Raw genomic sequence first — 13,426 nt, forward strand, 5'->3', positions numbered from 1 at the left:
GGTTCGCGCCCCGGAGGGGAGGGCGCGAACCGGCACAGCACTGTCGCAGCCCGCACACCGGCAGCCCGATTCAGAAGGTGCCCCGCATGACCCTTGCCGTCGACCGACCGGACGCGAAGAAGCGCGCGCCGCGCCCAGGCCCGATCCGGCGCTTCAAGGACTCGTACCGCAGGTACTGGTACGCGTACGCGATGATCACCCCGGTCGTCGTCGTCCTCGGCGTCCTCGTCCTCTATCCCCTGGCGCGCGGCTTCTACCTGACGCTCACCGACGCCAACAGCCTCAACTCGGCCCGCACCATCGGCGTCAACGAGATCGAGGCGACCTACAAGTTCATCGGCCTCGACAACTACGCCGACATCCTGTGGGGCCCCTCCTCGTACGACCGCTTCTGGTCGCACTTCGTGTGGACCGTCGCGTGGACGGCGATCTGTGTGGCCCTGCACTACTGCATCGGGCTCGGCCTCGCGCTGCTCCTCAACGAGAAGCTGCGCGGCCGCACCTTCTACCGGCTCCTGCTGATCCTGCCGTGGGCGGTCCCGACCTTCGTCACCGTCTTCGCGTGGCGCATCATGCTCGCCGACTCCGGGATCATCAACGTAGCCCTCGGGTCACTGCATCTGCCGCAGCCGAGCTGGCTGGAGGACCCGACCTTCCAGCGGATCGCCGCGATCCTCGTCAACACGTGGTGCGGTGTGCCGTTCATGATGATCTCGCTGCTCGGCGGCCTCCAGTCCATCGACGGGTCGCTGTACGAGGCCGCCGAGATGGACGGAGCCACCTCCTGGCAGCGCTTCCGGCACATCACCCTGCCGGGGCTCAGGCCGGTCAGCTCGACGGTCGTGCTGCTCGGCATCATCTGGACCTTCAATCAGTTCGCGATCATCTTCCTGCTCTTCGGCAACACCGCACCGGACGCGCAGATCCTCGTCACCTGGGCCTATCGGCTCGGCTTCGGTCAGCAGCCGCGCGACTTCGCGCAGTCCGCCGCGTACGGCGTGCTGCTCCTGTCGATCCTCACCGTCTTCACGTCCTTCTACTACCGCTGGCTGAAGCGCAATGAGCAGCTCGCCGTCTGACGCAGCAGGAGCCAACACCATGAGCCCTACCAGTGCTCCCCCCGCCTCGCAGGTCCCCGCGCAGCGCTCGGCGCCGCGTGCCACCGAGAGCACCAGGCCGCCGCGCAGGCGCGGCGAGCGCAGCCCGCTCGCGAAGGCTCTCTCGCACGGCGTCCTCGCCGTGGCGAGCCTCGTCGCGCTGTTCCCCGTCGTCTGGCTGGTCTATCTGTCGCTCGGACCCGACAAGGACGACTATCTGCACCCGGGCAACATCGTGAGCAAGGCGACGCTCGACAACTACGCGTACGTCCTGCAGCACACCCAGTTCTTCCACTGGGCGGCGTCGACGCTGATCGTGGCGTTCGGCACCACGATCGTCGGCGTGCTGTTCGCGGCGACCACCGGCTACGCCGTCTCTCGGATGCGCTTCCCCGGCTACCGCTCGCTGATGTGGGTGCTGCTGCTCACGCAGGCCTTCCCGATCGCCGTGCTGATCGTGCCGATCTACGAGATCTTCTCGGAACTCGGCCTGATCGACACGTACCAGGGCCTCATCCTCATCAACTGCACGACGATCGTGCCGTACTGCACCTGGCTGTTGAAGGGCTACTTCGACACCATCCCCGGCGAGATCGACGAGGCGGGCAGGATCGACGGGCTCAGCCCGTTCGGCACCTTCTGGCGGCTCATCCTGCCGCTCGCGAAGCCGGGCATCGCGGTCGCCGCGTTCTACGCCTTCATCACGGCGTTCGCCGAAGTCGCCTTCGCCAACACCTTCATGCTCAGTGACACCAAGTACACCTTCGCGATCGGCCTGTCGAGCTTCGTCAGCGAACACGACGCGCAGTGGAACCTGATGGCAGCGACCGCGGTGTTGATCGCCATCCCGGTGACCGCTTTCTTCTACCTTGTCCAGAAGCACCTGGTCACCGGCCTGACCGCCGGCGGGACCAAGGGCTGAACCCGGCTACGCAGCAAGGACATCATGAGCCAGCACTCCACGGACGCGGCACCGGCGTCTGCCACCTCGACCCGCGAGACCTCCGACTGGTGGCGGGACGCGGTCATCTACCAGGTCTATCCGCGCAGTTTCGCGGACAGCGACGGCGACGGCACCGGTGACCTCGAAGGCATCCGCCGACGGCTGCCGCACCTGCGCGAGTTGGGCGTGGACGCGGTGTGGCTTTCCCCGTTCTACGCCTCGCCGCAGGCCGACGGCGGCTACGACGTCGCCGACTACCGGGCCGTCGACCCCATGTACGGCACGCTGCTCGACGCCGACGCGGTGATCCGCGACGCACACGCCCTCGACCTGCGCATCATCGTCGACCTGGTGCCCAACCACTCCTCCGACCAGCACGAATGGTTCAAGCGGGCCGTCGCGGACGGCCCCGGCTCGCCCCTGCGCGACCGCTACCACTTCCGCCCCGGAAAGGGCGAGAGCGGCGAACTCCCGCCCAACGACTGGGAGTCCATCTTCGGCGGCCCCGCCTGGACCCGACTCCCGGACGGCGCCTGGTACCTGCACCTCTTCGCGCCGGAGCAGCCCGACCTCAACTGGGAACACCCGGCGGTCGCCGACGAGTTCCGCTCCATCCTGCGCTTCTGGCTGGACATGGGTGTCGACGGCTTCCGCGTCGACGTCGCCCACGGCCTCGTCAAGGCGGAGGGCCTGCCGGACCTCGGCGGCAGCGGCGACCAGTTGAAGCTCCTCGGCAATGACGTGATGCCGTTCTTCGACCAGGACGGCGTCCACGAGATCTACCGTTCGTGGCGCACGATTCTCGACGAGTACGACAGCAACCGCATCTTCGTCGCCGAGGCGTGGACGCCGACCGTCGAGCGCACCGCCAACTACGTACGGCCCGACGAGCTGCACCAGGCCTTCAACTTCCAGTACCTGGGCGCCCCTTGGGACGCCGAGGGCCTGCGCGCCATCATCGACAGCTCGCTCGACGCGATGCGCCCCGTCGGCGCCCCCGCCACGTGGGTCCTCTCCAACCACGACGTCACCCGGCACGCCACCCGCTACGCCAACCCGCCCGCAGGCACCCAGATCCGCACTCCCGGCGACCGCGAACTCGGCCTGCGCCGCGCCCGCGCCGCCACCTTGCTGATGCTCGCCCTGCCCGGCTCCGCGTACCTCTACCAGGGCGAGGAACTCGGCCTCCCGGACGTCACCGACCTCCCCGACGAGGCGCGCCAGGACCCGGCGTACTTCCGCGGCGCCGGCCAGGACGGGTTCCGCGACGGCTGCCGCGTGCCGATCCCGTGGACCCGCACGGGACCCTCGTACGGCTTCGGTGACGGCGGCAGCTGGCTCCCGCAGCCCGACACCTGGGGCGAGTTGAGCGTCGAGGCGCAGACCGGCGACCCGGACTCGACGCTGGAGATGTACCGCTCGGCGCTCGCGCTGCGCCGCACCACGCCGGGCCTCGGCGCGGGCGACGGTGTGAAGTGGCACGGCGACGCCCCGCAGGGTGTGCTCCTCTTCGAGCGTCCCGGCTTCGCCTGCACGGTCAACACGACGGACGCGACGGCGCGCGTCCAGGCACCCGGCACGGTGCTGCTCGCCTCGGCGCCGGTGACGGTGGAGGACGGACACATCGACCTGCCGGCCGACACGACGGTGTGGTGGGAGATCGCCTGACCCCAGCCATCAAGCAGGGGCGGCGCCCGGCCGGGTGCCGCCCCTGCGGCATAGGCTCCCGGATGTGATGTCACAGGGGAGGGGCGGCCGCGTGTCGGGCCCGCGCTGGGCCGCGAGGGCCGTGGTGTGGGCGTTGCTGCTGCTCGCGTTCGCGCTGCCGCTGCGCCATGCGCTGGTGGCGACACATGCGTACGTGGGCGGGTACTGGGCCACGGCGAACGAGGCGAACGAGGCGGCCGAGAACGGTGACACCTTCACCTGGAAGTCGCCGCACGGCGAGGCCGTGCACGGTGGCGTGCACGGCCTCGCGGAGAAGGGGTACTACGACGAGGCGCTCGAACCGGGGCAGCGGCTCGGCCCGCTGCGGATCTGGGTCTCCGCCTCCGGTTCGGCGCATGTCGACGAGGCGCCGCCCGAGAGCTCGATGGTGTTCGGCTACGGCGCCGCGCTCGCCGTCGCGGGCGCGACCGCCTACGTGATGTGGGCGGTGCGGCGCGCCCGCGACCCGCGCTGAGCGCTACGCGGTGTGGCTACGAGGTGTGCCTACGAGGTATGGAAGGCCACCGCGCCCTTCGCGGGCACCGTGAGCTCCACCTTGCCGCCGCTGACGGTCACCGAGCCCTCGCCGGCGACGTTGTCGTACGTGCCGTCGGGGACGCTCGTCGTGTACGTGTGCGTGTTGGCGGACGACGAGTTGTTGATCGCGACGAAGCCGACGTCACCGCGCCCGAAACCGATCACGTTCGAGCCGGGTGACTGCCAGTCCGTCACCGCCTTGCCGGCCGCCGCGTTGTGCCAGCCCACCATCCCGGTGATCGCGGTGTCCCGGTCCAGGCAGGACCAGGAACCCGAGCAGTCCGTGCCGGTCACGAACCCGCTGCCGTCGTTCGGCGGCGCCTGATCGCTCTGGTCGAACTTCCAGGCCGCGTAGACCGAGGGCCGGCCGTAGCCGCGCGCCAGCTGGAAGACGTTGGCGAGGGTGGCGGTCGCGCCGTCCTTGTAGCTGAGCGTGTAGCCGTTGCGTTCGGTGTCGTGGTTGGTGACGAAGGTGTTGGAGTGCTCCTCGTCCGCCAGGCCCCAACTACTGCCGAAGGACGACAGGTTGGCGATGTCACCACCGCTGAACTGCGACTTCATGGCGGCCGCGTACGTGAAGTCGAGGACGTCCCCGTTGCCGTAGTAGTCGCCGAGGGCGGGCGGATTGCCGGGGTAGACCTCCTGGGTGACGTACGGGGCGTCGCCCGCGCCCGTGGTGTGCAGCGAGCCCACGATGGCGTTCAGGTCCGCGGTGGGTATGTGCTTCGCGGCGTCGACGCGGAATCCGTCGACACCCAGGTCGATCTGCTTGTTGAGGAAGCCCGCGATCTTCTCGCGGACGCCCGGCTCGGAGGTGTCGAGGTCGGGCATGCCGAGCAGCTCGCAGTTCTGCACCTCCTGCTGGTCCGACCAGTTGGCGATGGTCTTCTTGCAGTCGTCGCTGTCGGCCGGGTCGTAGTCGGGGGTGTCGTACTGGTTGCCGATGGTGGTGCCCGCGTAGCCGGTGCCGGTCTGGGCGGCCGTGTGGTTGATGACGGCGTCCGTGTAGACCTCGATGCCGGCGCCGTGGCAGGTGTCGACCATCTTCTTGAAGTCGCTCTCGCTGCCGAAACGGCTGTCGAGCTTGTACGAGTACGGCTGGTAGACGTCCCACCAGTAGAGGTTGCCCTGCTTGAGGGACTCCTCGGGCGGGGCGACCTGCACGGCGCCGTAGCCCGCGGGGTCGAGGGTGTCGGTGCACTCCTTGGCGACCGAGGCCCAGTTCCACTGCCACAGGTTGGCGATGACATCACCGTTGGGTGTGCCGGTGTCGGCGGCGGTCGCGGTCGGCGCGGGCAGGCTCGCCATGCCACCGAGGGTGAGGGCGCTGAGAGCCACCGCGGTGGCCGTGCGGCGGCGCCTGCGAGGGCTTCTGGGGGTGAGGTGTGTGCCGTGCTGCATGTGCGGCTCCTGAATGTGGGGTTCTGGTGGCGCGTCGTGAGCGTGGGGCAGCCGAGTACGCCCCGTCAATGGGAAGTTGAAAATTCTTGCTACATCTTTCGCAACTCTTGCAGTCGTGTTCCGGCAGGCGTTACCGTCACGCGGCGGACCGGCCCCACCTCCCCACGCGCGCGGCCGGTCCGCCCCAACACACCGCATCCCGCGAGGAGTTCACGACGTGAGCCGCACTACGATTCGCGTACCGCACAGACGCGCCGCCGCGTACACCGCGGCGGCCGCGCTCCTCGTGACGCTCGCCCAGCCGCTGGCGGCCCGCGCCGCCGCCCCACCGCCCCCGCCCTCCGACGCGAAACTCGCGGCCGAGCCTGCCCGCCACGACCTCACCCGCGAGCAGTACTACTTCGCGCTCCCGGACCGCTTCGCGAACGGTGAAACCGCCAACGACAAGGGCGGCCTGACCGGTTCACGCCTCGCCACCGGCTACGACCCCACCGACAAGGGCTTCTACCAGGGCGGTGACCTCAAGGGCCTGACGAACCGGCTCGACTACATCAAGGACCTCGGGACGACGGCCATCTGGCTGGCCCCGATCTTCAAGAACAAGCCCGTGCAGGGCGAGGGCAAGGACGCCTCGGCCGGCTACCACGGCTACTGGATCACCGACTTCACGCAGGTCGACCCGCACTTCGGCAGCAACGCCGACCTCAAGAACCTGATCTCCAAGGCCCACGGCAAGGGCATGAAGGTCTTCTTCGACGTCATCACCAACCACACCGCCGACACGGTCGACTACACCGAGAAGAAGTACGGCTACCGCCCCAAGGGCGCCTACCCCTACCTCGACAGCAAGGGCCGTCCCTTCGACGACGCCTCGTCGATGGCGAAGGTCGACACCGACTCCTTCCCGTACACACCGAAGAACACGGGCGAGATGGTGCCTTCCTGGCTCAACGACCCGACGATGTACCACAACCGGGGCGACTCCACCTGGGAAGGCGAGTCCACGACGTACGGCGACTTCTCCGGCCTCGACGACCTGTGGACCGAACGTCCCGAGGTCGTCTCCGGCATGGAGAAGATCTACGAGAAGTGGGTGCGGGACTTCGGTGTCGACGGCTTCCGCATCGACACCGCCAAGCACGTGGACATGGACTTCTGGACCCAGTGGGCGACGGCGCTCGACAAGTACGCCGCCGCGCACGGCCGCGAGGACTTCTTCATGTTCGGCGAGGTCTACTCCGCCGACACCGACGTCACCTCCCCGTACGTCACCCAGGGCCGGCTCGACGCCACACTCGACTTCCCGTTCCAGGACGCGGCCCGCGCCTACGCCTCGCAGGGCGCCCCCGCCGACAAGCTCGCCAAGGTCTTCGCCGACGACTACAAGTACGCCTCCGGCAAGGCGAACGCGTACGAACAGGTCACCTTCCTCGGCAACCACGACATGGGCCGCATCGGCACCTTCCTGAAGGCCGACAACCCCAAGGCGTCGGACACCGAACTCCTTCAACGCGACCGGCTCGCCAACGAGTTGATGTTCCTCTCGCGCGGCAACCCCGTCGTCTACTACGGTGACGAACAGGGCTTCACCGGCGCGGGTGGCGACAAGGACGCCCGCCAGACGATGTTCGGCTCGAAGGTCGCCGACTACCTCGACGACGACGAGCTGGGCACCGACCGCACGCACGCCGACGCCGCGTACGACACGAAGCACCCGCTGTTCACCTCCATCGCCGCGCTGTCGAAGCTCCGCAAGGACCATCCGGCGCTCGCCGACGGAACCCAGAAGGAGCTGTACGCGAAGGATTCCGTGTACGCCTTCTCGCGGACCGGCGAGGGTCGCGAGTACGTCGTCGCCGTGAACAACGCGAGCGCGGCGAAGGCGGTCGAGCTTCCGGTCGAGTCGGTGAAGTTCCATGCTCTGTACGGCGGTTCGGGCATCGAGTCGGCGTCCGGCGGCCGCGTGAAGGTCACCGTGCCCGCCCTGTCGTCGCTCGTCCTGCGTGCCTCGTCGAAGCTCCCCGCGCCGGCCGCGAAGCCCACGCTGTCCCTGAAGGCCCCCGCCGCCGGAGCCACCGGCACGGCCACCCTCTCCGCCGACCCCGGCGACACGGCCTCGGCCCGCGTCGTCTTCGCCGCCCAGACCGGCGACGGCAAGTGGCGCACGCTCGGCTCCGTCGACCACGCCCCGTACAAGATCACGCAGCACATCCCGGACACGGTGTCGGCCGGAACGCCCCTGCGGTACAAGGCAGTTGTGGTGGACCGCGCCGGACGCACCGCCAGTGCCCTCGCCGACACGACGGCGGGGCAGACACCCGCGCCCGAGAAGCCGACGGCCGTGGACCGTGACTACGCCGTCGTCCACTACAGGCGTGCCGACGGCGACTACGACGGATGGCGCCTCAACTCCGGTGACATATCGGCGAAGTTCGTCGGCCGCGACGCCTACGGAGCCTTCGCCTGGGTGAAGGTCCCCGAGGGCGCGGGCCCGGTGACGTACACGATCGACAAGTCCGGCACGGCCGACGGCCCGCAACGCACCATCGACCTCGGGAAGACCGGCGAGGTCTGGGTCGAGCAGGGCAAGGACGCCCAGTCCGCGACCAGGCCCGACGGCGTCTACCCGCCACAGGACGCGAAGAAGGCGGTCATCCACGTGCACCGCCCCGACGGTGACTACGACGGCTGGGGCCTGCACACCTGGACCGGCGCCGCGAACCCCACCGACTGGTCGAAGCCGCTTCAGCCCACCGGCAAGGACGCGTACGGCCTGACCTTCGAGGTGCCGCTCGCCGACGGTGCGACCTCGCTCAGCTACATCCTGCACAAGGGCGACGAGAAGGACATCGCCTCGGACCGCTCCCTCGACTTCGCCACGCACGGCAAGGAGGCGTGGCTCAACTCGGGTGACACCAACTACCTGCTCCCGTCCGTGGGTTCGGGAGCGGACCTGGACCTCTCCAAGGCCGAGGCGCAGTGGATCGACGCCGACACCGTCGCCTGGAAGGTGAAGGCCACGCCCGCCACCAGCCAGCAGCTGGTGTACGCGCCCGAGGGCGGCATCGGCGTCGAGGGCGGGGCACTGGCCGACGAGGGCCACTGGCTGCGGCTGACTCCCGCCACCCTCACCGACGCGCAGAAGGCCAAGTACCCGCACCTCAAGGACTATCCGGCGTTCACCGTCGACGCGCGCGACCGGGACCGGGTGCGCGACGCGCTGCGCGGCCAGCTCCTCGCCACGCAGCGGGCGGCGAACGGGGCGCTGCTGGCGGCGACCGGCGTGCAGACGGCAGGCATCCTCGACGACACCTACGCGGACAGCGCCCAGAAGGCGTCCCTTGGCCCGGTGTTCAAGAACGGCAAGGTGACACTGTCGGTGTGGGCACCCACCGCCCGTGAGGTGTCCCTCGAACTCGCAGGGAAGGCCCTGCCCATGCGCCGCGACGACGCCAGCGGCGTATGGTCGGCGACCGGGCCCGCGGCCGCGTGGCGCGGCAAGGAGTACCGGTACGCCGTGCGGGTGTGGGCGCCCAGCGTCCAGAAACTCGTCACGAACAAGGTCACCGACCCGTACTCCGTGGCACTCACCGCGAACTCGGAGCGAAGTCTCGTCGTCGACCTCGGCGACAAGTCCCTCGCCCCGCAAGGGTGGTCGGGCCTCGCCAAGCCCAAGGCCGTGCCAATGAAGGAGGCGCAGATCCAGGAACTCCACGTCCGGGACTTCTCGGTCGAGGACAAGACGACACCGGCGAAGGACCGTGGCACGTACCGCGCCTTCACCGACAAGAACACCGACGGATCCAAGCACCTGCGCGCGCTCGCGAAGTCCGGCACCTCGTACGTGCATCTGCTGCCGGCCTTCGACATCGCCACGATCCCCGAGAAGAGGTCCGAACAGGCCGCCCTCGACTGCGCATTGAAGTCGTTCGCGCCCGACAGCGACAAACAACAGGAATGCGTCGGCAAGTCGGCCGGCAAGGACGCCTACAACTGGGGCTACGACCCGTACCACTACACCGTCCCCGAGGGCTCGTACGCGAGCGACCCCGACGGCACCGACCGCACCGTCGAGTTCCGCGAGATGGTCAAGTCGCTGAACGAGGACGGCCTGCGGGTGGTCATGGACGTCGTCTACAACCACACCGCGGCCAGCGGCCAGGACAAGACATCGGTCCTCGACCAGGTCGTGCCCGGCTACTACCAGCGGCTCCTGGCCGACGGCTCGGTGGCGAACTCCACCTGCTGCTCCAACACGGCGCCCGAGAACCAGATGATGGGCAAGCTGGTCGTCGACTCGATCGTGACGTGGGCGCGCGAGTACAAGGTCGACGGCTTCCGCTTCGACCTGATGGGGCACCACCCGAAGGCCAACATCCTCGCGGTCCGCAAGGCCCTCGACGCCCTGACCGTGGAGAAGGACGGCGTCGACGGCAAGAAGATCATCCTCTACGGGGAGGGCTGGAACTTCGGCGAGATCGCCGACGACGCACGCTTCGTCCAGGCCACACAGAAGAACATGGCGGGCACCGGCATCGCCACGTTCTCCGACCGGGCGCGGGACGCGGTGCGCGGCGGCTCGCCGTTCGACGAGGACCCGGGTGTGCAGGGCTTCGCGTCCGGCCTCTACACCGACCCCAACTCCTCGAAGTCGAACGGCACTTCTGCCGAGCAGAAGGACCGCCTGCTGCACTACCAGGACCTCATCAAGGTCGGCCTTTCGGGGAACCTCGCGGACTACCGGTTCACGGACACGGGCGGGCGCACGGTCAAGGGCTCCGACGTCGACTACAACGGCGCGCCCGCCGGCTACGCGGCCGCCCCCGGCGACGCCCTCGCCTACGCCGACGCGCACGACAACGAGTCCCTCTACGACACCCTGACGTACAAGCTGCCCGCGTCGACGGGCACGGCGGACCGCTCCCGCATGCAGGTCCTCGCGATGGCCACGGCGGCCCTCTCCCAGGGCCCGGCGCTCTCACAGGCGGGCACCGACCTGCTGCGCTCGAAGTCGCTGGACCGCAACTCGTTCGACAGCGGCGACTGGTTCAACGCGATCCACTGGGACTGCCGGGCGGGCAACGGGTTCGGCCGCGGCCTGCCGATGGCCGCCGACAACAAGCCCAAGTGGCCTTACGCACAACCCCTGTTGGCATCGGTTAAGGTGCCCGGCTGCCCGGACATCGAGCGGACATCGGCCGCGTACCAGGACCTCCTGAAGATCCGCACGACCGAGCCGGCCTTCCAGCTGTCCACATCCGCGGCGGTCCAGAAGGCACTCTCCTTCCCGCTCTCCGGCAAGGACGAGACACCAGGTGTCATCACGATGCGGCTCGGTGACCTCGTGGTGGTCTTCAACGCGACGCCCGAACGGCAGAAGCAGACGGTCGGCGATGCGGCCGGGACGGGTTACCGGTTGCATCCGGTGCAGGCCGGTGGCGCGGACGAAGGGGTCAAGTCGGCCTCGTACGCGAAGGGCTCGGGCACCTTCGAGGTGCCGGCCCGTACGGTGGCGGTCTTCACCGCGAAGTAGGCGGCTTGACCCTCACACCGTGTGAGCCCGTGGACTGGGAGACATCATGTTCACCATCGGAGAGTTCGCCCGGCACGGGCGTGTGTCGGTCCGCATGCTGCGTCACTACGACGCCATGGGGCTGCTGCGCCCGGCCCATGTCGACCCGGCCACGGGCTACCGCCGCTACGCCGCCGCCCAGCTCGCCCGCCTCAACCGTGTGATCGCGCTCAAGGACCTCGGTTTCACGCTGGAACAGGTCGGGGAGCTGCTGGACGAGAAGATCGACTCCGGTCAGCTGCGCGCCATGCTGCGGATGCGGCGCGCGGATCTGGAGACGGAGATGGCCGCGGCGGCGGCCCGGCTGACCGGCGTCGAGGCGCGGCTCCGATCGATCGAGAGCGAGGGATTCATGCCCACCGACGACGTCGTCATCAAACGCCTGCCACCTGTGCGCGTGGCCCAATTGACTGCCGTGGCACCCGACTTCGAGCCCGGCTCCATCGGCCCGGTCATCCAGCCGCTGTACGGGGAGCTGTTCCAGCGCCTCGACGCGGCCGGCATCCGTCCCACCGGGCCCGGCGTCGCCCGCTACGAGGACGCGCCCGGCGGCGGCATCCTCATCCACGCGGGCGTCGAGGTGGCCGCCGCGCCGCGTGAGGACGGCGGGCTGCGCATCCTCGACGTGCCGCCCGTCGAGCGCGCCGCGACGCTCGTGCACCGTGGCTCCATGGACGCGATTCTGCCGTCGGCCCAGACCCTCGCCCGCTGGATCGACGCACACGGGCACCGGTCGGCCGGCTACCCGAGGGAGATCAGCTTGGAGTGCCCTGAGGACCCGAAGGAGTGGGTGACCGAGCTGCAGGAGCCGCTTGCCTGAGAGGGGGTCCGCGCCCCGGCTCCGCTCAGCGCGTCGCGTCGCGCGCCACCTTGCGTGCCCACAGCACCAGCGGGATCTGCAGCGGAACCCGCGCCTGGACGGCCCGCCGCAGCGGCGCGGGGCGGTCCTTCCAGTCGGCCGCCATCTTCATGTTGGCGGGCACGACGGCGACGAAGAACGCGGCGGCCGCGGTGGCGGAGCGGGCTCGGGTGCGCGGCACGGCGATGCCCGCCGCGAGCGCCAGCTCCACCACCCCGCTGGCCTGCGTCCAAAAGCGCGGGGAGCCGGGGAGCCGGCGCGGCACGATGGCGTCGAACTGCCGGGGGATCAGGAAGTGGGCGACCCCGGCCCCGGCCAGCAGACCGGCGAGGAGGTCGGAGGAACGGGCGCGGCGCATAAGTGCCTCCTGGCGGCGGGCGGACGGAGTGCGGTGCGGCCCGCAAGATCCTACTCGCCGGTCGGGCGCTGCACCGGGTCGGTCCCTGACGCCCCGTCGGCCGCGCCGTACGCTTCGAGTGTTCGAAGCGGCCGACGGAAGGTAGTTGCGGGGCATGGGGTTTCAGGAACGTACGCGGTTCGGGCGGCTGGGGCGGTCGGCGGTGCCGGCCGCACTCACGGTGCTGTTGCTCGCGGGGTGCCAGGGGGTGGGCGACGGCGGGTCCGAGGACTCGGCGCACGGCGCGGAACCCTCGGCGTCGGCGAGCGCGACCACCGGCGCTCCCGCGCAGGACGGCACCCTCCCCGGCGTGCCCGGCGCGGACGAGGCCCGCGACGCGCTGGCCGAACTGAAGGTGGCACCCCACGGCTCCATGTCCGGCTACAGCCGCGACAAGTTCCCGCACTGGATGGAGCAGGGCGACAGCTGCACCACCCGCGAGGTGGTCCTCAAGCGCGACGGCAAGGACGTGAAGACGGACGACGAGTGCCGGGCGGTCTCCGGGAACTGGGTGAGCGTGTACGACGGCGAGAAGTTCACGGACTCCGGTGACCTCGACATCGATCACACCGTGCCGCTCGCCAACGCCTGGCGCTCCGGCGCCGACAAGTGGACCCAGGAGGAGCGCAAGACGTTCGCCAACGACCTTGAGCACCCCCAACTCCTGTCGGTGTCCGCCCACTCGAACCGCTCCAAGGGCGACCAGGGACCCGACGAGTGGCAGCCTGAGGTCAAGGACTACTGGTGCACGTACGCCCGCTCCTGGGTGGCGGTGAAGTCGACGTACGAGCTGACGGTCACCGACGCCGAGAAGGCCGAGCTGACCAGCATGCTGGGGACGTGTTCCGCGTGAGCGGGGACGAGAAGAAGGCCGAGACCCTCACCGGTGACGTGCACGCGGGCCCCGGTGGCG

Annotated in this window: 9 protein-coding genes; 7 read left to right on the forward strand and 2 right to left on the reverse strand. The window is 69.5% G+C overall.

Features of this window, described 5'->3' with window-relative positions; translation table 11 throughout:
* Positions 1–86 precede the first annotated feature (86 nt).
* The 4 genes from ACFYWS_RS10685 (at position 87) to ACFYWS_RS10700 (ending at position 4,222) form a co-directional block, all read left to right on the forward strand.
* On the forward strand, positions 87–1,079 hold the full coding sequence (locus tag ACFYWS_RS10685; RefSeq protein WP_389272629.1) for a carbohydrate ABC transporter permease: 993 nt from the start codon (positions 87–89) through the stop codon (positions 1,077–1,079).
* Positions 1,080–1,098: 19 nt separating this feature from the next.
* On the forward strand, positions 1,099–2,019 hold the full coding sequence (locus ACFYWS_RS10690) for a sugar ABC transporter permease (protein WP_389272632.1): 921 nt from the start codon (positions 1,099–1,101) through the stop codon (positions 2,017–2,019).
* Positions 2,020–2,043: 24 nt separating this feature from the next.
* Positions 2,044–3,708: a glycoside hydrolase family 13 protein gene (locus ACFYWS_RS10695; protein ID WP_389272635.1), complete on the forward strand. Its 1,665-nt coding sequence runs from the start codon at positions 2,044–2,046 to the stop codon at positions 3,706–3,708.
* 67 nt (positions 3,709–3,775) lie between these two features.
* The gene (locus tag ACFYWS_RS10700) at positions 3,776–4,222 is read left to right on the forward strand and encodes a hypothetical protein (RefSeq protein WP_389272638.1); all 447 of its coding nucleotides are present in this window, start codon (positions 3,776–3,778) and stop codon (positions 4,220–4,222) included.
* Between the two features lie 29 nt (positions 4,223–4,251).
* Here ACFYWS_RS10700 and ACFYWS_RS10705 read toward each other — a convergent pair whose 3' ends face one another.
* Positions 4,252–5,685 carry an alpha-amylase family protein gene (locus ACFYWS_RS10705; RefSeq protein WP_389272641.1) on the reverse strand — a complete coding sequence of 478 codons (1,434 nt, stop codon included), beginning with the start codon at positions 5,683–5,685 and terminating at the stop codon, positions 4,252–4,254.
* 217 nt (positions 5,686–5,902) lie between these two features.
* Between ACFYWS_RS10705 and pulA the strand changes: the two genes are divergently transcribed.
* Entirely contained in the window at positions 5,903–11,218 is a 5,316-nt protein-coding gene (gene pulA, locus ACFYWS_RS10710) for a pullulanase-type alpha-1,6-glucosidase (protein WP_389272644.1), read from the forward strand.
* 46 nt (positions 11,219–11,264) lie between these two features.
* Positions 11,265–12,077, forward strand: coding sequence for a MerR family transcriptional regulator (locus ACFYWS_RS10715; protein ID WP_389272647.1), 813 nt, complete (start codon positions 11,265–11,267; stop codon positions 12,075–12,077).
* A gap of 25 nt (positions 12,078–12,102) precedes the next feature.
* Here the strand turns inward: ACFYWS_RS10715 and ACFYWS_RS10720 are convergent, their stop codons facing one another.
* Positions 12,103–12,474: a hypothetical protein gene (locus ACFYWS_RS10720; RefSeq protein ID WP_389272650.1), complete on the reverse strand. Its 372-nt coding sequence runs from the start codon at positions 12,472–12,474 to the stop codon at positions 12,103–12,105.
* A 154-nt stretch (positions 12,475–12,628) separates the two neighbouring features.
* Here ACFYWS_RS10720 and ACFYWS_RS10725 point away from each other — a divergent pair, with 154 nt between their 5' ends.
* Complete coding sequence (locus ACFYWS_RS10725; protein WP_389272653.1) at positions 12,629–13,366, forward strand: HNH endonuclease family protein; 738 nt, start codon at positions 12,629–12,631, stop codon at positions 13,364–13,366.
* Positions 13,367–13,426: the final 60 nt, after the last annotated feature.

The organism is Streptomyces sp. NPDC002795 (assembly GCF_042888725.1).
Taxonomy (GTDB): domain Bacteria; phylum Actinomycetota; class Actinomycetes; order Streptomycetales; family Streptomycetaceae; genus Streptomyces.